We start from the raw sequence: 18836 nt of genomic DNA on the forward strand, positions 1-18836 counted from the left end.
CCTCAAACGGCCGTATGAAGTGAGCCTCTCATGTCCCTGTCCCGCGTCCTGATCGCCAACCGTGGCGAGATCGCCGTTCGCATCGCCCGGGCGGCCGCCGAGGCCGGGATCGAAAGCGTGGCGGTGTTCGCCAGCGACGACGCGGCCAACCCCCACGTCGCGGCCGCCGACCGCGCCGTGGCCCTGGCCGGAACCGGCGCCCGGGCCTATCTGGACATCGACGCGATCGTCGCCGCCGCCAAGGCGCGGGGCTGCCAGGCCCTGCACCCCGGCTATGGCTTCCTGTCGGAGAATCCGGCCCTGGCGCGGGCCTGCGCGGCGGCGGGGATCGTCTTCATCGGCCCCTCGCCCGAGCACCTGGCGACCTTCGGCGACAAGGCCGCCGCCCGCGCCCTGGCCGCCGAGCGCGGCCTGCCGCTGATCCCCGGGACCGGCCCGACCACCCTGGAGGAAGCCCGCGCCTTCCAGGTCGAGCATGGCGCGATCCTCTTGAAGGCCCGGGCCGGCGGCGGCGGGCGCGGCATGCGCGCGGTGCTGGATCCCGGCGAGCTGGATGCGGCCTTCGCCGCCTGCGAACGCGAGGCCCTGGCGGCGTTCGGCGACGGCGGGCTCTACGCCGAGAAGCGCATCGAGCGGGCTCGTCACATCGAGGTGCAGATCGTCGGCGACGGCGCCGAGGTGCTGGCCCTGGGCGACCGCGACTGCTCGCTGCAGCGGCGCAACCAGAAACTGGTCGAGATCGCCCCGGCCATCCTGCCCGACAATCTGGCCGCCGCCCTGGCCGGCTGGTCCGAGCGGCTATGCGCCGGCTACCGGGGTCTGGCGACCGTCGAGTTCCTGATCGACGTCGAGACGGGCGAGCCCTACTTCATCGAGGTCAATCCGCGCCTGCAGGTCGAGCACACGGTGACCGAGGAAGTCACGGGCCTGGATCTGGTGCGGTTGCAGTTGGACCTGGCGGCGGGGGCGAGCCTTTCGGACCTGGCCCTGACGAGCGCCCCGCCGGCCTTCGGCGTAGCCATCCAGGCGCGGATCAACGCCGAGACCCTGACCGCCGAGGGCCTGGTCAAGCCGTCCAGCGGGACGCTCACCACCTGGGCCCCACCGGGCGGTCCGGGCGTGCGGATCGACGCCGGCGCGGCGGCGGGCCAGAGCATCGGCGCGGCCTATGACGGCCTGCTGGCCAAGGTGATCGCCCGCGGCCGCACGCCGCGCGAGGCCGCCGCGCGTCTGGACCGGGCGCTGGCGGAGTTCGAGATCGGCGGCGTCGCCACCACCGCCCCGCTGATCCGGGCGATCCTGGCCCATCCGGAAGCCACCACCGGCGAGGCCACCACCGGCTTTATCGTCCGTCACGCCGCCGACCTGGTGGTCCATGCGCAGGGGCTGTCGCCCGCCGTCGCCGAGGCCCGGAGCTTCGAGACCGGAGCCTTGGAAAGCCCGGAGGGGGCGTCGGCCGCTCGCGCGCCGCTGGCGGCCACGGTCGGCGCGATCAGCGTGGCCGAGGGCGATCTCGTGCGTCCCGGCCAGCCCCTGGCCGTGCTGGAGGCGATGAAGATGGAGCACCTGGTCTGCGCCGAGGCCGGCGGCCGGGTGCTGGCGATCGCCGTCCAGCCCGGCCAGACCGTGGCCGAGGGCCAGCCGCTGATCCTGCTGGAGCCGGCCGAGGTGGGCGACGCCGACACCGTCGAGACCGCCGCCGAAGACCTGGACGCCCTCCGTCCCGACCTGGCCGAGGTCATCGCCCGCCACCGCTTCACGCTCGACGAGGCCCGCCCCGACGCGGTCGCCCGGCGCCGCAAGACCGGCCATCGCACGGCGCGGGAGAACATCGACGACCTCCTCGATCCCGGCAGTTTCCTGGAATACGGCGCCCTGGCCATCGCGGCCCAGAAGCGCCGGCGCTCGACCGAGGACCTGATCGCCAATACGCCCGCCGACGGGCTGATCACCGGGATCGGGACCGTCAATGGCGCGCTTTTCCCGCCGGACAGGGCGCGGACGGCGGCCCTGGCCTACGACTTCACGGTGCTGGCCGGCACGCAGGGGGCGATGAACCACAGGAAGTCCGACCGGCTGATGAGCGTCATCGCCGACCAGAAGCTGCCGGTGGTCTGGTTCGCCGAGGGCGGCGGCGGGCGGCCGGGCGACACCGACACCACGGCGGTGGCGGGCCTGGACGTGCCGACGTTCCGGAGCTTCGCCCAGCTGTCGGGCCTGGTCCCCAAGATCGCCGTCGTCGCCGGCCGCTGCTTCGCCGGCAACGCCGCCATAGCGGGCCTGTCGGAGATCATCATCGCCACACGCGACAGCAACCTCGGCATGGGCGGGCCGGCGATGATCGAGGGCGGCGGCCTGGGCGTCTTCCGGCCCGAAGAGATCGGTCCCTCGGCCCACCAGTGGAAGAACGGCGTCATCGACATCCTGGCCGAGGACGAGGCTCACGCCACGCGGCTGGCCAAGCAGGCCCTGTCCTACTTCCAGGGCCCGCTCTCGACCTGGACCGCGCCGGACCAGCGGCGGCTGCGGAGCGCGATCCCGGAGAACCGGCTGCGGGTCTATGACGTGCGGGCCCTGATCGCGGGCTTGGTCGACGAGGGCTCGTTCCTGGAACTGCGCGGCGGTTTCGCCCCTGGCATGGTCACGGGCCTGATCCGCATCGAGGGTCGCCCGATGGGGCTGATCGCCAACGATCCGCGCCACCTGGGCGGGGCGATCGACTGCGAGGGGGCCGAGAAGGCCGCGCGCTTCCTGCAGCTGTGCGACGCCTTCGCCCTCCCGGTCCTGAGCCTGTGCGACACCCCGGGCTTCATGGTCGGCCCGGACAGCGAGGACGCCGCCGCCGTGCGCCGCGTCAGCCGCCAGTTCATCGCCGGCGCCAAGCTGCGCTCGCCCCTGTTCACGGTGGTGACCCGCAAGGGCTACGGCCTCGGCGCCCAGGCCATGGCCGGCGGTAGCTTCCACGCCCCGGCCTTCATCGCCGCCTGGCCGACCGGCGAGTTCGGCGGCATGGGGCTCGAAGGAGCCGTCAAGCTGGGCTATCGCAAGGAGCTGGAGGCCGAGACCGATCCGGTGAAGCAGAAGGCGCTCTACGACCAGTTGGTCGCCAGGCTCTACGCGGCCGGCAAGGCCACCAGCATGGCTGCGGCGCTCGAGATCGACGCGGTCATCGACCCGTCCGACACGCGGCGCTGGATCGTCGGCGGACTGGACGCCGCGGCGGGGATCAGCCGGCCCTGGGCGGTCAGGGTGGATAGCTTCTGATCGATCCTCCCCCCAGCGGGGGAGGTGGCGCGCAGCGCCGGAGGGGGAAGTCCTGCTGACCTTGCCTCTTCCCCCTCCGTCGGCCGCGCCGACACCTCCCCCGCTGGGGGGAGGATTTTCGTCCTAAGCTTCCCGGCTCATCCACTGGCTGACGATGATGGGCCCGAAGAAGAACCCCGCCCCCAGGGTGTCGGCGACCACGTCGAAGACATCCGCGTCGCGGCCGATGATCGGCAGGCCCTGCAGGATCTCGATGGCGATCCCGAAGCCCACCAGCACCACGGCGATCTTCCACCAGCGACTCTTGGGCAGGGCCACCGTGGCCAGGAAGGTCAGGCCGTAGAAGACGATGAAGTGCTTGGCCTTGTCCCACGGGATCAGCCCGGCCGTGTCGTCTCCGGGCGCTAGGGCGGCGTAGAGCGTGAACGCCACGGCGGCCAGGAAGGCGGCCAGGCCCGGCCAGTTGATCTTGCGCGGAATGAGCAGGGACATGGCTCCCCTTATGGCCTTCCGAAGGCCCAGGCCAGCATCTCGACCCACTGATCCTGATAGAAGGTCGCCCCATGCCCCGAAACGGGCGTCTTCAGCACAATCTCATCACCGGACTTCGCGGCCCTTTCAGCGATCGAGCGCGAGCGCGGCAGGAACGGATCGAACAGGCCCGTGACGATCCAGAGCCGAGGACGGCCGGGCCTTTCGACGCCCTCGGCGCTGACACTGGCGATCGCCGCTGGCGCGGCCTGGGCGAAGAGATCGGGATGGCGCAAGGCAGTGTCCAGCGCCCATGAGCCGCCTGCGGACTTGCCCGTGATCAGTCGCTGCTCCCGCTTCGTCGCCGCGCCCCAGAGAGACTCGGCGCGCGGCATGACCTCTTCGATCAGGAAGCGTTCGTGAGCCACAAATGGAACGCTCGTATCGCTCCAGCCCAGCACATAGTCCCGGTTTCGCCGCTCACCGCCGCCCGCGTGCAAGCCCACCAACACCAGGGGCGGCAGGCGTTTGTCGAGGATCGCCGGTTCAGTGACGTGAGCGTAGTAGGAAACGCTTGCGCCATCGGCGACGTAGACGACGGGATAGCGCTTCCTGGGATCGAATTTCGGCGGCAGGTAGATCGTCAGCTTCCGCTTGGCGCCCAAGGCTTGGCTGTCGATCTCGTCCTGAAGAACCTGGCCTTGCAGGTCTGCCTGGGTCACGGCGGCGGGCGGCGCTTTCGGACCGCGATACAGGACAGCGCGGAAGGGGCCGGGCGCTGGCGGGGTCGGAAAAACGTCGAGGTTCGCCTCATCTAGGCGGGGAATGTCGAGGACCAGCGACCACAGATCGGCCGTGCCGTCGATCTTGGCGAGGGGCGCGAACAATGCCCCAGCGACACCAGCTTGCGGCGCGGCGCTGCACGAGACGAGCAGCAGGCGGTTTCCCTCGCGCCACAAGGCCATGTGGTCTTTGCCGAGGTGGCTGGCGGCGTCCTCCGGTCGCACGGCCTGACGCACGCGGCAGATGTCGGGATTGGCTTTCGGCGACCCGCAGTCCTGGATCGGTTCCTTGGGATCGATGTCCGGGAAGTGCGTCTGTGCTTCAGCGGTGGTCGCCAGGACAGCGCAAAGCGCCAGGGACCTCCAAACCAGAAGCTTCGGACGCTTCACCATGCGTATGTTCCCCCCCGCTCACCTGTACCGCGTTAGGCCGCAGCATTTCGGCCAAGATTGGGCAAGCGTGCGCCGGGGCTTTTCCAGGCCCCGGCGCTATTTCTCAGAACGTCAGCGCGCGCGCTTCCTTGACGTGCGGCAGGGACTGGATCTTGGCCAGCAGGTCGGCGCTGGGGGCCTGGTCGATGCCCACGAGGGCGATGGCGTCCTCGTCGGCGGCCACGCGGCCAAGGTTGAAGGTGGCGATGTTGACGCCCGCCTCGCCCAGCAGCATGCCCAAGGCGCCGATGAAGCCCGGCTTGTCCAGGTTGTTGATGTAGAGCATGGCCGGCGAGAAGCCCGCGTCCAGCTCCATGCCCTTGACCTCGACGATACGCGGCGCGCCGGCGATCACCGTGCCGGCGAAGGCGCGCTTGCCCTTCTCGGTGGTGATGGTCACGCGCATCAGGCTGTCATAGGTGGGGCTGACTTCCTGGCGGCTCTCGGAGACGGTGATGCCCCGCTCCTTGGCCACGGCGGGCGCGGAGACCATGTTGATCTCGGCCAGCATCGGCTTGAGGATCCCGGCCAGGGCGGCCGAGGTCATCGGCTTGACGTTCAGGTCCGCGACCTCGCCCTCGTAGGCGATGTCGATGGCCTTGATGCCGAAGTCGACCATCTGGCCGGCCAGGGCGCCGATCTTCTCGGCCAGGGCCACGAACGGCTTCAGCTTGGGGGCTTCTTCCGCGGTGATCGAGGGGCTGTTCAGGGCGTTGGTGACAGCGCCGGTCAGCAGGTAGTCCGAAACCTGTTCGGCGACCTGCAGGGCCACGTTCTCCTGGGCTTCGCTGGTCGAGGCGCCCAGGTGCGGGGTGGCCACGACCTTGTCCGAACCGAACAGCGGGTTTTCCTTGGCCGGCTCGACCGTGAACACGTCGAAGGCCGCGCCGCCGACATGGCCGTCGTCCAGCAGCTTGCGCAGGGCGACCTCGTCGACCAGGCCGCCGCGGGCGCAGTTGACGATCAGCACGCCCTTCTTGGTCTTGGCCAGGTTCTCGGCCGACAGGATGTTGCGGGTCTTGTCGGTCAGCGGGGTGTGCAGGGTGATGACGTCGGCGCGGGCCAGCAGGTCTTCCAGCTCGACCTTCTCGACGCCCATCTCGACGGCGCGTTCGGGCGACAGGAAGGGGTCGTAGGCCACGACCTTCATCTTCAGGCCCAGCGCGCGGTCGGCGACGATGCCGCCGATGTTGCCGGCCCCGATCAGGCCCAGGGTCTTGGCGTAGAGCTCCACGCCCATGAAGCGGTTCTTCTCCCACTTGCCGGCCTGGGTCGAGGCGTCGGCCTGCGGCAGCTGGCGGGCCAGGGCGAACATCATGGCGATGGCGTGCTCGGCCGTGGTGATCGAGTTGCCGAACGGGGTGTTCATCACCACCACGCCCTTGGCGGTGGCGGCCGGGATGTCGACATTGTCGACGCCGATGCCGGCGCGGGCGATGACCTTCAGGCGGTTGGCGGCGGCGATGACATCCTTGTCGAGCTTGGCGCCCGAGCGGATGGCGATGCCGTCATAGTCGCCGATCACGGCGATCAGCTCGTCCTTCGAGAGGCCGACCTTGATGTCGAAGTCGAGGCCGCGGTTCTTGAAGATGTCGACGGCGGCGGGGCTGAGCTTGTCGGCGATGAGGACGCGGGGAGCGGTCATGGAGTCAGTCTCCGGATATCGGGCCCTTCCCCCTCGATGGGGGAAGGGTTGGGATGGGGGTGCTTGGGAGGCGGCGGGGGATCACCCCCCACCCCTATCCCTCCCCCATCAAGGGGGAGGGAGGGCGCGAGTTAAGCGGCGGCCAGTTCGGCCGAGACGGTGGCGAAGGCCCAGTCGAGCCAGGGCGTCAGGGCCTCGAGGTCCGAAGCCTCGACCGTGGCGCCGCACCAGATGCGCAGGCCGGCCGGAGCGTCGCGATAGCCGCCGATGTCGAGGGCCGCGCCCTCCTTCTCGAGCAGGCTGGCCAGCTTCTTGGCGAAGTCGGCCTGGGCGTCTTCGGGCAGGGCGCAGATCTTGGGATCGACGACCTTCAGGCACACCGAGGTGTTGGAGCGGATCTCCGGCGTGGCGGCCAGGAAGTCCACCCACGGGGTCTTGGCGACCCAGTCGGCCAGGACCTTGAGGTTCTGGTCGGCGCGGGCCTGCATGGCTTCCAGACCACCGATCGAGGCGGCCCACTTCAGGGCGTCCAGGGCGTCTTCCACGCAGAGCATCGACGGGGTGTTGATCGTCGCGCCTTCGAAGATGTCGGCGGCGATCTTGCCGTTCTTGGTCATGCGGAACAGCTTCGGCATCGGCCAGGCCGGCGTGTAGCTTTCCAGGCGGGCCACGGCGCGCGGCGACAGGATCAGGATCCCGTGCGCGCCCTCGCCGCCCAGCGCCTTCTGCCAGGAGAAGGTCACGACATCGAGCTTCTCCCAGTCCAGGTCCTGGGCGAAGGCGGCGCTGGTGGCGTCGCAGATCACGACGCCTTCCCGGTCGGCCGAGATGAAGTCGGCGTTGGGCACGCGCACGCCCGAGGTCGTGCCGTTCCAGGTGAAGACCAGGTCCTTGGCCGGATCGACCTTGGAGGTGTCGGGCAGCTGGCCGTACGGGGCGCTCAGCACCTCGACGTCGGGCAGCTTCAGTTGCTTGGTGACGTCCGTGACCCAGTCCTTGCCGAAGGACTCGAAGGCCAGCAGTTGCACGGGACGCGCGCCCAGCATCGACCACATCGCCATTTCGACGGCGCCGGTGTCGGAGCCGGCGACGATGCCGATCAGGAAGTCGGCGGGGACCTCCAGCACTTCGCGCGTCTGGTCGATGGCGGCCTTCAGGCGCGCCTTGCCCAGCTTCGACCGGTGCGAGCGGCCCAAGACGGCGTTCTGGAGATTTTCGGGGGTCCAGCCTGGGCGCTTGGCGCAGGGGCCGGAAGAGAACTCGGGGCGAGCCGGGCGGATCGCCGGCTTGGCGAGGGTCGTGGTCATAGCGATGTCTCCCATCCTTACAGATGGACTGCGCCCCGTTGGGAGGGCGTGGCCCGCCGGCGACAAACCGTGTTTCGAGCCAGATTGCAAGAAGAGATTTGCCGCAGGGCGGCCTTGCGGGCGCATGGCGTGGAATATTCTTGCCCGCGCCTCGCAGGCTCAAGTTCCGTTAGGTCAAACAAAGATCGCCCAGAGCGACGCATGGATTGCGACGCCGCTCTCGGTTGTATAAATCGGGCCCTATTCTCGCATAGCGGGAAAGATTAAATTTGCGACACAAGCGTGCGCAAACCATTTCAGGTAGAGACAGTCGTTAACGACCTGTTAAGCTTTACGTCTTGTTAACCGGTCGGGGACCCTCCCATGGAAAACGTGTTTTTGGCTTCCGCCGCTCAAACCAAGCTGCACCGGCTTGAAGCGGCCCTCGAAGACGTCAAGTTGCTCGCCGGCGCGCTCGAAGGCGATCTGGTCCAGCTGCGGCGCGAGTTGAACGTCTCGGCCACCGTGGCTCAGAGCGTGATGAACCACATCCATGGCGCGCAAGCCGCCGTCGGCGCGGCTCAGAAGGAGATCGCCGCGGGCCACCTGAAACTGGACGCCCTGCGCGACCGCTTCGCGATCCCGGTGACCGACACCGGCGTGTGGAAGGAAAGCGACGCGCTGGCCGGCTGCGCCGAAACCGGCCCGATGTCTCAGGTCGGCTAATTACCGTGGGTTTACCATCGGCATCCTATTGAGGTCGCCGATGGTAAACTCAGTAAACCTTATCGCCCTGCTTTTATTGCCGCTGACGGTTCTGGTCAGCGGATTCGCGATCTGGAAAGGTCGCGCCGCCGAGCGGATGAGCGGGATCGCCCTGCTCGGCACCCTGATCTTTCAGATCGCCCTGATGTCGGTCTTCCGCGCCCTAGGCGTCACGGCCCGGGTTTCGGCGCCGATGCTGGACGTGGCCATCAGCCTCATCCTGGGTCTGGTCTTCCTGTGGGCGGCCCTGAAGCACAACAGCCGTTGGCTGGGCTTTGCGTTCATCGTCCAGGGAGCGGAGCTGACCATCTCGGCCTATTTCCTGGGGCCCGACGTGCCCCTGACCGCGAGCGTCTATTTCCGGCTGCTGAACGTCATGACCCTGCTGACGGTGAGCCTGCTGGCCGTCGCCACGGTCCACGCCATCCTGCTCAGGCGACGCGAATCGACCCAGGCCGATTGAGGTGGGCGTAGCGGGCTTCCTGCAACTTTTGGAAGTAAACCGTTAGGAACATGGCGCTAACTTGACGCCGATCATCTTGCGTGGACGCTTCATGAACGACCGTCGAAAACAGGCCGCGTCCACGCACGCTCCCCTGCAGGGACGGATCGCGCAGGTCGCCCTGGTCACGACCGTGATCGCCCTGGTGGCGGCCTGCCTGTGCTTCATGCTGCAGCAATGGAGCGTGGCGCAGCAGGAATCGCGGGCCAACCACGAGATCCTGGTCGAGATGATCGCCTCGGGCGCGGTCGCGCCCCTGGCCAACCAGAACCCGATCGCCCTCTACCGGACCCTCGAACCCGCCGCCAAGGCCCGCGACGTGCGCGGCGTGCGGGTCACCGACAGCCAAGGCCACGTGGTGGCCGAATGGGGCGGCCCGCCCGTCAAGGGCGGCGGCGTCCTGACCCGTCCGATCCAGCGCGGCGCCCAGACCATCGGCCAGCTGACGGTGTACACCGCCCCGCCCGCGATCAGCCAGATCCTGGCCCGCGACCTGGCCCTGACCGGCGCGCTGTTCTTCGGTTCGGCCGGCCTGGCCATCCTGCTGGCCAACAGCCTGGCCCGCCGCATGGCCCGCCCGCTGGAGCGCCTGTCGGAAGCCATGCACGAAACCGCCGTGGCCGGCCGCTTCATGCCCGTGGAGCAGACCGTCGACGACGACGTCTTCCAGAGCCTGATAGACAGCTTCAACCACCTGGTCGCGCGGCTGCGCAGCAACGACAAGGACCTGCGCGGCGCCATGGCCGAGCTGGTCAAGGCCCGCGACGCCGCCGACGCCGCCAACGTCCTGAAGTCGCACTTCCTGGCCAATATGAGCCACGAAATCCGCACCCCGCTGAACGGCGTGCTAGCCATGGCCGAGGTCATGGCCATGGACGAGCTGAACCCGGCCCAGCGCGAACGCCTGGCGGTGATCCGCGAATCCGGCGGCCTGCTGCTGGGCGTGCTGAACGACGTGCTGGACCTGTCGAAGATCGAGGCGGGCCGCCTGGAGATCCAGGATCGCCCGTTCGACATCGTCCAGCTGGCCCAATCGATCCGCGAGACCTTCACGCCCCAGGCCCGAGACAAGGGCTTGGCCTTCGAGGTGGCCGTGGCCCCCGAGGCGCAAGGATTGTGGCGCGGCGACGCCGACCGGCTGCGCCAGATCCTGGGCAACCTGATCTCCAACGCGCTCAAGTTCACCCTGGAGGGCGCGGTCGCCGTCCGCTTCGCCTCGGCCGAGGATGGCTCTGGCCTGCGGATCGACGTGGCCGACACCGGCATCGGCATCGCGCCCGAGATCCTGCCGCGCCTGTTCGACAAGTTCGTCCAGGCCGACAGCTCCACCACCCGGCGGTTCGGCGGCTCGGGCCTGGGGCTGGCGATCTGCCGGGAGCTGGCCACGCTGATGGGCGGCTCCATCAAGGTCCAGAGCCGCGAGGGCCGCGGCTCGACCTTCACCGTGCTGGTCGCCCTGCCGCGCGAAGAGACCCAGACCGACGTCCACTATATCGACGACGACGCCCCGGCCGTGGCGCGCGCGCCGGCTCGCTCCAAGGGCCGCGTCGCCAAGGCCGCCCCGCTGCGCGTGCTGGCCGCCGACGACAATCCGACGAACCAGAAGGTGATCGAGGCCGTGCTGGCCCCGATGAACGCCGAGGTCGTGCTGGTCCCCGACGGGGCGACCTGCGTCGAGGCCTGGAAGGCGGCCAAGTTCGACATCATCCTGATGGACATCCACATGCCCAACATGGATGGCGTCGAGGCGGCCCGCGCCATCCGCGCCCTGGAGGTCCAGGAGGGCCGCACCCGCACGCCGATCGTGGCCGTGACCGCCAACGCCCTGGCCCACCAGGTCGAGGACTACCTGGCCGCCGGCATGGACGGCCACGTCGCCAAGCCGGTCGAAGTCAGCAAGCTCTACGGCGCCATCGAAGAGGCCGTGGCCGCCGCGCGGATCGCCAAGGCCGCCTGAGCGGTCTCGCCCTTCCTTCCCGCCGACCTCCCTTCGCGAGATGAACGCGACACAACGACCGGCTCAGAACCGCTTCAGCCGTCGCGTGTTTCTCTTGGCTCAACGTCGTCCTTCCCGGCGACGGAGATTTCGAGAGGAACCGAACCGATGAAGAAGATCCTGATCTCGATCGCGACGGTCTCGGCCCTGGCGGCCGCCACCGTTCCCGCTGTCGCCTCGGCGCAGTCGATCAACCAACGCCAGGACCAGCTGGAGCGCCGGATCGACATCGGCCTGCGCAACGGCTCGCTGACCCGCTCGGAAGCTTATCGCCTGCGCGCCGAACTGCGTGACGCCGAGCGTCTGGAGCACCGCTATCGCCGCGGCGGCCTGAGCGGTTGGGAACGCGCCGACCTCGATCGTCGCTTCGACCGTATCGGCGCCCAGATCCGCTATGAGCGCCATGACCGCGACTACGGCTATGGCTACGGCGACCGTCGCGACTACCGCGACGACGATCGCCGCTGGTAGGCCTTCCCGCTAGGCCGGCTCCACCCGGAGCCGGCTCTCCACCACCGTGAGGCCGCGGCCGCGCAGCAAGACGCGCGCGCTGCGGCTTTCGCATTCCAGGTCCCCGCCGCGGCCGGGATAGGCTTGGTGGAACTTCAGGACATCCGCGCCCAGTTTGTCGCCGTACAGCGGCATGAGGATGCAGTGGGCCGAGCCGGTGGTCGGGTCCTCCGGAATGCCGAAGCTCGGCGCGAAGAAGCGGCTGACCACGGCGTATGGCTGGCCGGCGTCGGCCAGGGACACGGCGACCACCTGGCCTGGCCCGCCGCGCGCTTCGCCGTCGATCGACTTCAGGGCGAGAAAATCGGGCTTGAGCCCGCGCACCGTCGCCTCGTCCTCCAGCACCGCGACCAGATAGGCGCCCGCCCACACCTCGACCGGCGCCGCGCCCAGCGCCTCGGCGAGGCCTTCGGGGACGCCCGTCCGACGCGGCGGGTCGGCGGGAAAGTCCATCTCCAGGCCTTCGCCGGACCGCTTCACGGTCAGGGGTCCCGACAGGGTGTCGAAGGTCACCAGGGGGACGTCGCTTCCCAGCTCGGCGAACAGCACGTGCGCCGCCGCCAGGGTGGCGTGGCCGCACAGCGGGGCCTCCAGGGCGGGGGTGAACCACCGCAGGCCAAAGCGCGCCGGGTCGTCCGTCTTCAGCAGGAAGGCCGTCTCGGCCTGGTTGTTCTCGGCCGCCAGGGCCTGCATCCAGGCGTCGGACGGCCAGGCGGCGAACGGCTCGACCACGCAGGCCGGATTGCCCCGGAAAGGGGCGCTGGCGAAGGCGTCGACGGTCCATTGGCGCATGGGGGCGATCTCCCGAAAATCCGATGGACACCGCTGTTATGCGGCCGGATCGCCGGGCGCAAAGCTTATATTGTCCCGGTGACAATCAAGGCTCGACGCTGATCTCCGGCCAGCGGGCCTTGGCCGAGCCCGTCGTCCGCTCCCAGCCGCCCGCCCCCGAGGGCCGCAGCGGGTTGGGTCGCAGCCGCAGGGCGAACAGGTCCTCGAGGCCAAAGGGCGCATGGACGCTCAGGCTGTCGTCGGCCTCCAGCCGCACGCCGACGCAGAAGGCGGTGGCCACGAAGCGCTTCAACGCCGCGGCGCTGGTCTCCAGCGGCGGATAGGGCTCGTCGCCGCCGAACTTCTGGCCGAACCACAGATGGACGCGGGCCTGGTTGCGCACCTCGACGAGGTCGCGAAGCGGCGGCTCGAACGCGGCGGCCACGCGCTGGATGACCACGTCCTCGGCCTCGTAGGAGGTGTCGCTCGCGTCGTGATAGGCGACGTCGTAGTCCTTGATGCCGTAATCGAGGGCGCGGCCGGTCAGGTGGTTCCAGACCGGCTGGTAGACCGCGCCCGAGAAGATCATCCAGTCGGGCAGGTCGAGGTCGCGCACGGTTCGCAGCACCGTCCAGGTGGTCGGCGTGGCGCGGATGACGTCGACGAGGTGGGCTTCCAGGTCCTGGCTCATCGGCGCAGCGTCCAGCCGTGGTCCAGCGGACCGTGGCCGCCGCCCAATCCTGGCGCGCGCAGCATCGCCTCGTGCACATAGTTCCAGGCCCGGGCCACGGCCTCTTCCAGCGACAGCCCTTGGGCCAGGCCCGTGGCGCAGGCGCTGGCCAGGGTGCAGCCGGTGCCGTGGGTGTGGCGGGTCTCGATCCGCTCGCCCTCGAAGGTGGTCTCGCCGCCGGGCGTCATCAGCACGTCGACGACGCGCTCACCCGCCCGCTCCCCAACCAGAATGTGGCCGCCCTTCATCAGCACCGCCTGGGCGCCCAGGGCCAGCAGCGCCTCTCCGGCCCGGCGCAGGTCGTCGGTGGTCTCGACGACGAGGCCCGTCAACGCGGCGGCCTCTGGCGCGTTGGGGGTCAGGAGCGCCGCGCGGGGGATCATCAGGGTTTTCACGGCGCCGATCGCCGCCTCCGCCAACAGCGGCGCGCCGCCCTTGGCGATCATCACCGGATCGACCACGGCCGGAACCGCGCCCGCATGGTCGAGGGCGGCCGCCACGGTCTCGACCACGGCGGCGTCGCCCAGCATGCCGGTCTTGATCGCGTCGGCGCCGATGTCGTCCAGCACCGCCCGGGCCTGGGCGGCGATCACGTCCAGCGGGATCGGATGCACGCCGGTGACGCCCAAGGTGTTCTGCACCGTCACGGCGGTGATCGCCGTGGCCGCGTAGCCGCCCAGGGCGGTGATGGTCTTGATGTCGGCCTGGATCCCCGCGCCGCCGCCGGAATCCGATCCGGCGATGACCAGGACGCGGCCGAGGGCCGCCTTTGAGGGAGCATTGGGCATGGTCGGTGTGTAGGCGGGAATCGGCCCGATGGGGAGACGGCGTTTGACGATCCGAGGCTTGCGCCTCGGAAAAACTCAGACAATATCCCACAATCCTCGGTCGCCGCTCCGGCTGGAGGGACAGATCGAAGAGCATTGGGGAGACGGCGCCTTGGCCAATCGCGTGAGTGAAGTCGGTTCGGGTTGGCGGCGACGCGACCTGATCGCCGGCGCGGGCGCCGCCGCCCTGGCGGGCGTGTTGGGATCACCCGTGCGGGCGGCCGAGACAGCGCCCGCCCCCCGCCTCGCCCCGTTCGACATGCGCGACGTCGAGCTGCTGGACGGCCCGTTCCTTCACGCCCAGCGCCGCACCGAGGCCTATCTGTTGTCGCTGGAGCCCGACCGGCTGCTCAGCGCCTTCCGGACCAATTCTGGCCTCGCGCCCAAGGCCCCGCCCTATGGCGGTTGGGAGTCCGAGGCGATCTGGGCCGACATCAACTGTCACGGCCACACCCTGGGCCACTACCTGTCGGCCTGCGCGCTGATGCACCGCTCCACGGCCGATGTCCGCTTCAAGCAGCGGGTCGACTATATCGCCGGCGAGCTGGCCGCCTGCCAGGCCGCGTCGGGCTCGGGCCTCGTCTGCGCCTTCCCCAAAGGCCCAGCCTTGGTCGAGGCCCACATCCGCGGCGAGAAGATCACCGGCGTGCCCTGGTACACCCTGCACAAGGTCTTCGCGGGTCTGCGGGACGGCTGGGAACTGACCGACAGCCAGACCTGCCGCCAGGTGCTGCTGGCCCTGGCCGACTGGACGACGGCGGCGACCGCGCCGCTATCGGACGCCCAGTTCGAGACGATGCTGGAGACCGAGCACGGCGGCATGAACGAGGTGTTCGCCGATCTCTACGTCCTGACCGGCGAGGTCCGGTACAGGACCATGGCCGAGCGGTTCTCGCAGAAGGCCCTGCTGTCGCCGCTGTCGCGCGCCCGCGACACCCTCGACGGCATGCACGCCAACACCCAGATCCCCAAGGTCGTCGGCTTCCGCCGCGTCTACGAGGTCACCGGCCAGGCGCCCTATAACGACGCGGCGACCTTCTTCTGGAAGACCGTGACGCGCACGCGTTCGTTCGCGACCGGCGGGACCGGCGACGGCGAGCACTTCTTCCCGACGGCCGAGTTCGACAAGCACGTCTTCTCGGCCAAGGGCTCGGAGACCTGCTGCCAGCACAACATGCTGAAACTGACCCGGGCCCTGTTCGCCGAGGACCCGCGCGCCGAATACGCCGACTATTACGAGCGCGGCCTCTACAACGGCATCCTGGCCTCGCAGGACCCCGACAGCGGGATGGTGACCTACTTCCAGGGCGCGCGGCCGGGCTACATGAAGCTCTATTGCACGCCGACGGACTCGTTCTGGTGCTGCACCGGGACCGGCATGGAGAACCACGCCAAGTACCGGGACTCGATCTATTTCCACGACGACCGGGCGCTGTATGTGAACCTGTTCATCCCGTCGAAGGTCAGCTGGAAAGCCCATGGCGCGACGCTCACCCAGACGACTTCGTTCCCAGAATCCGCCACCACCACGCTGAGCTGGAGCCTGGCGCGCCCCACCGCCTTGACGCTGAAACTGCGCCACCCGGGCTGGAGCCCCTCGGCGACCGTGCTGGTCAACGGCAGGGCGGCGCTTCGGTCGACCAGCCCCGGCCGCTTCCTGGAGATCGCCAGGACCTGGAAGGACGGCGACCGGGTCGAGCTTCGGCTGGAGATGCGGACGGGCTTCGAGACCGGCCCCGGGGCGCGCGACATCGCCGCCTTCACCCACGGCCCGCTGGTGCTGGCCGGCGCCTTGGGGACGGAGGGCCTGGCGCCTGGCGCCGATATCGTGGTCAACGAGCGGCTTTACGGCAAATACAACGACGGGCCGTTCGCGCCGCCGACGCTCGCCGGCGACGCGGCCTCGGTCGCAGCCCGGATCCGGCCCAGCGGCACGCCGCTGGAGTTCAGGGTCGCGACGAAGGGCGGCGGCGAGGTGCGGCTGGTTCCCTATCACCGCATCGCCCACGAGCGGTACGCGACCTACTGGCGGCTGGAGAGGAGCTAGGCTCCCGTGATCGCCGCCCGCACGTCCAGCGCCTGGACCGTCTCGCGCACGTCGTGGACCCGCACCGCCGCCACGCCCGCGTCGGCGCCGGCCAGGTGCGCGGCCAGGGAGCCGCCCAGGCGGTCGCGGGCCTCGCGGGCCGAAGGGTCGACGCCGACGATGAAGCGCTTGCGGCTGGCGCCCAGCAGGATCGGATAGCCCAGGGCCACGAACCGCGGCAGGGCGGCCAGCAGGGCAAGGTTGTGGGCGGTCGTCTTGCCGAAGCCGACGCCCGGATCCAGCCAGATCCTGTCCTTGGCCACCCCGGCGGCCATGGCCGTGAAGGCCCGGGCCAGCAGGAAGGCCTCGACCTCGGCGACCACGTCGTCATAGGCCGGCGCCTGCTGCATCGTCCCGGGCTCGCCCAGCATGTGCATCAGCACCACCTCGCAGCCCAGTTCGGCCGCGACCTCGGGGGCGTCGGGCGAGTAGCGCAGGGCGCTTACGTCGTTCCAGATCGTGGCGCCCGCCTTGACCGCCGCGCGGGCGACCTCGGGCTTCATGGTGTCGATCGAGATCGGGACGGCGCTGGCCGAGGCGATCGCCTCGATCACCGGGACGACCCGCAGGATCTCGTCGAAGGCCGAGACCGGCGTCGCGCCCGGCCGGGTGCTCTCGCCGCCGACGTCCAGGATGTCGGCGCCCTGGGCGATCAGGCGGCGCGCGTGCTCGATCCCCTCGGCGGGGTCGAAGAACCGCCCCCCGTCGGAGAAGCTGTCTGGCGTGACATTGACGATCCCCATCACACGGGGGCGCTGGGCCTGGCTCATGATCGAGTTCTAGCGCTCGCGAGGCCCGCGCGGCCAAGAAAAAAGCCGGCCCTTTCGAGCCGGCTTGATCCTTGAAGTCTTGGCGTTCGCGTCAGGCGGTGACGCTGGCGCCCGCGCCGGGGGACAGGGGCACCAGGGACGGAGCGACCACGATCTCCTTGGTCTCCTCCTCGTCGCGCTTGGGGGCCACGCCCTTCAGCACGCCGGCGATCTCCTCGCCCGAGAGGGTCTCGTACTCCAGCAGGGCCTTGCCCAGGGTATGCAGGTCCTCGATCTTCTCGGTCAGGATGCGGCGAGCCTCGTCCAGGCCGTACTGCACGAGGCGCTTGACCTCGCTGTCGATCAGGCGGGCGGTCTCTTCCGAGACGTTCTGGGTGCGCGCCACCGAGTGGCCCAGGAACACCTCGTCCTGGTTGTCGCCGTACGACACCGTGCCCAGCAGGTCCGAATAACCCCAGCGGGTGACCATGTTGCGGGCCAGGTCCGTGGCGGCCTTGATGTCGCTGCTGGCGCCCGAGGTGATGTTCTCCTTGCCGAAGATGATCTCCTCGGCCACCCGGCCGCCCATCATGATGGCCAGACGGCTGGTCATCTGCTGGTACTTCATCGAGTAGCGGTCGCCTTCCGGCAGTTGCATGACCATGCCGAGGGCCCGGCCGCGCGGCACGATGGTGGCCTTGTGGACCGGGTCGGCCAGCGGGACGTTCAGCGCCACGATGGCGTGGCCGCCCTCGTGATAGGCCGTCAGCTTCTTTTCTTCCTCGTTCATGGCCATCGAGCGGCGCTCGGCGCCCATCATGACCTTGTCCTTGGCCTGTTCGAAATCGCTCATGGTGACCATGCGACGGTTCTTGCGGGCGGCCATCAGGGCGGCTTCGTTGACCAGGTTGGCCAGGTCCGCGCCCGAGAAGCCCGGGGTGCCGCGCGCCAGGGTGCGGACGTCGACGTCGGCGGCCAGGGGCACGTTCTTCATGTGGACGCGGATGATCTTCTCGCGGCCGGCGACGTCGGGGTTGGGCACCACGACCTGGCGGTCGAAGCGGCCCGGACGCAGCAGGGCCGGGTCCAGCACGTCGGGACGGTTGGTGGCGGCGATCAGGATGATGCCTTCGTTGGCCTCGAAGCCGTCCATCTCGACCAGCAGCTGGTTGAGGGTCTGCTCGCGCTCGTCGTTGCCGCCGCCCAGGCCCGCGCCGCGATGGCGGCCGACGGCGTCGATTTCGTCGATGAAGATGATGCAGGGGGCGTTCTTCTTGGCCTGCTCGAACATGTCGCGGACGCGGCTGGCGCCGACGCCGACGAACATCTCGACGAAGTCCGAACCCGAGATCGTGAAGAACGGCACGCCGGCTTCACCCGCGACGGCGCGGGCGATCAGGGTCTTACCCGTACCCGGAGGGCCGACCAGCAGGGCGCCTTTGGGGATCTTGCCGCCCAGGCGCTGGAACTTGGCCGGATCCTTCAGGAAGTCGACGACCTCCTGCAGCTCTTCCTTGGCCTCGTCGACGCCGGCGACGTCCTCGAAGGTGATGCGGTTCTTGTTCTCGGTCAGCAGCCGGGCCTTGGACTTGCCGAAGCCCATGGCGCCCTTCGCCCCGCCCTGCATCTGGCGCATGAAGAACAGCCACACGCCCACGACCAGCAGGATCGGCAGCAGCTGGACCAGGATGGCCAGGAAGCTGATCGAGCCGCTCTTGAACTTCACGTCGGCGTTCTTGGCCACCATGCGGTTGACCAGCTCGTCGGAGTCGATCGGCGCGTTGACCGTCAGCAGCTTGCCGCTGGCGTCCTTGGCCTGCACGACCTGACCGGAAATCTCGGCCGACTTGATCTGGCCGGCGTCCACCTGCTTGAGCAGCTGCGAATAGCTGATCTCGCCGCCGCTCTTCGTGCGCGCGTTCTGGCTGACGAAGAACACGCCCAGGAGGGCCGCCACGATCACCAGCCAGATGGCTGCGTTCCGAAAATTCATACGCTTCGTCTTCCCAACGATAGGTCT

At 69.3% G+C, this 18836-nt stretch carries 15 protein-coding genes; 6 read left to right on the forward strand and 9 right to left on the reverse strand.

Going from position 1 to position 18836, the window contains the following annotated elements; all coding sequences use genetic code 11:
* Positions 1–30 precede the first annotated feature (30 nt).
* Positions 31–3264, forward strand: coding sequence for an acetyl-CoA carboxylase family protein (locus VJ655_RS10175; RefSeq protein WP_324110944.1), 3234 nt, complete (start codon positions 31–33; stop codon positions 3262–3264).
* A gap of 123 nt (positions 3265–3387) precedes the next feature.
* Here VJ655_RS10175 and VJ655_RS10185 read toward each other — a convergent pair whose 3' ends face one another.
* From VJ655_RS10185 to VJ655_RS10200, 4 genes are all read right to left on the reverse strand, one after another.
* On the reverse strand, positions 3388–3756 hold the full coding sequence (locus VJ655_RS10185) for a VanZ family protein (RefSeq protein ID WP_324110945.1): 369 nt from the start codon (positions 3754–3756) through the stop codon (positions 3388–3390).
* 8 nt (positions 3757–3764) lie between these two features.
* Positions 3765–4910, reverse strand: coding sequence for an alpha/beta hydrolase (locus VJ655_RS10190; RefSeq protein WP_324110946.1), 1146 nt, complete (start codon positions 4908–4910; stop codon positions 3765–3767).
* A gap of 103 nt (positions 4911–5013) precedes the next feature.
* Positions 5014–6594 (reverse strand): phosphoglycerate dehydrogenase, encoded by a 1581-nt coding sequence (serA, locus tag VJ655_RS10195; RefSeq protein WP_324110947.1) that lies wholly within the window; start codon positions 6592–6594, stop codon positions 5014–5016.
* Between the two features lie 131 nt (positions 6595–6725).
* Positions 6726–7901 (reverse strand): phosphoserine transaminase, encoded by a 1176-nt coding sequence (locus tag VJ655_RS10200; protein ID WP_324110948.1) that lies wholly within the window; start codon positions 7899–7901, stop codon positions 6726–6728.
* A 363-nt stretch (positions 7902–8264) separates the two neighbouring features.
* Here VJ655_RS10200 and VJ655_RS10205 point away from each other — a divergent pair, with 363 nt between their 5' ends.
* The 4 genes from VJ655_RS10205 to VJ655_RS10220 all read left to right on the forward strand — a co-directional run bounded on the left by VJ655_RS10205 (position 8265) and on the right by VJ655_RS10220 (position 11614).
* The gene (locus VJ655_RS10205) at positions 8265–8606 is read left to right on the forward strand and encodes a hypothetical protein (RefSeq protein ID WP_324110949.1); all 342 of its coding nucleotides are present in this window, start codon (positions 8265–8267) and stop codon (positions 8604–8606) included.
* A 40-nt stretch (positions 8607–8646) separates the two neighbouring features.
* Positions 8647–9108 (forward strand): hypothetical protein, encoded by a 462-nt coding sequence (locus VJ655_RS10210; RefSeq protein ID WP_324110950.1) that lies wholly within the window; start codon positions 8647–8649, stop codon positions 9106–9108.
* Positions 9109–9199: 91 nt separating this feature from the next.
* Positions 9200–11104 carry an ATP-binding protein gene (locus tag VJ655_RS10215; protein WP_414646969.1) on the forward strand — a complete coding sequence of 635 codons (1905 nt, stop codon included), beginning with the start codon at positions 9200–9202 and terminating at the stop codon, positions 11102–11104.
* 147 nt (positions 11105–11251) lie between these two features.
* Positions 11252–11614, forward strand: a complete 363-nt coding sequence (locus VJ655_RS10220; protein ID WP_324110951.1) for a hypothetical protein — start codon at positions 11252–11254, stop codon at positions 11612–11614.
* 9 nt (positions 11615–11623) lie between these two features.
* Here VJ655_RS10220 and VJ655_RS10225 read toward each other — a convergent pair whose 3' ends face one another.
* From VJ655_RS10225 to thiD, 3 genes are all read right to left on the reverse strand, one after another.
* Positions 11624–12445, reverse strand: a complete 822-nt coding sequence (locus VJ655_RS10225; RefSeq protein WP_324110952.1) for a PhzF family phenazine biosynthesis protein — start codon at positions 12443–12445, stop codon at positions 11624–11626.
* A gap of 85 nt (positions 12446–12530) precedes the next feature.
* Positions 12531–13115, reverse strand: coding sequence for a nucleotidyltransferase family protein (locus tag VJ655_RS10230; RefSeq protein ID WP_324110953.1), 585 nt, complete (start codon positions 13113–13115; stop codon positions 12531–12533).
* On the reverse strand, positions 13112–13942 hold the full coding sequence (thiD, locus tag VJ655_RS10235) for a bifunctional hydroxymethylpyrimidine kinase/phosphomethylpyrimidine kinase (protein WP_324110954.1): 831 nt from the start codon (positions 13940–13942) through the stop codon (positions 13112–13114). Before thiD ends, VJ655_RS10230 begins: the two co-directional genes overlap by 4 nt.
* 151 nt (positions 13943–14093) lie before the next feature.
* Here thiD and VJ655_RS10240 point away from each other — a divergent pair, with 151 nt between their 5' ends.
* Entirely contained in the window at positions 14094–16028 is a 1935-nt protein-coding gene (locus VJ655_RS10240; protein WP_324110955.1) for a glycoside hydrolase family 127 protein, read from the forward strand.
* Here the strand turns inward: VJ655_RS10240 and folP are convergent.
* Together folP and ftsH are read right to left on the reverse strand one after the other, a co-directional pair.
* Positions 16025–16837 carry a dihydropteroate synthase gene (gene folP, locus VJ655_RS10245; RefSeq protein ID WP_324110956.1) on the reverse strand — a complete coding sequence of 271 codons (813 nt, stop codon included), beginning with the start codon at positions 16835–16837 and terminating at the stop codon, positions 16025–16027. The two genes, VJ655_RS10240 and folP, sit on opposite strands and share 4 nt — an antisense overlap.
* A 91-nt stretch (positions 16838–16928) precedes the next feature.
* Positions 16929–18809, reverse strand: a complete 1881-nt coding sequence (gene ftsH / locus VJ655_RS10250) for an ATP-dependent zinc metalloprotease FtsH (protein ID WP_324110957.1) — start codon at positions 18807–18809, stop codon at positions 16929–16931.
* Between the last annotated feature and the right edge of the window lie 27 nt (positions 18810–18836).

The sequence above is a fragment of the Caulobacter sp. genome (assembly GCF_035254145.1).
Taxonomy (GTDB): Bacteria; Pseudomonadota; Alphaproteobacteria; order Caulobacterales; family Caulobacteraceae; genus Caulobacter.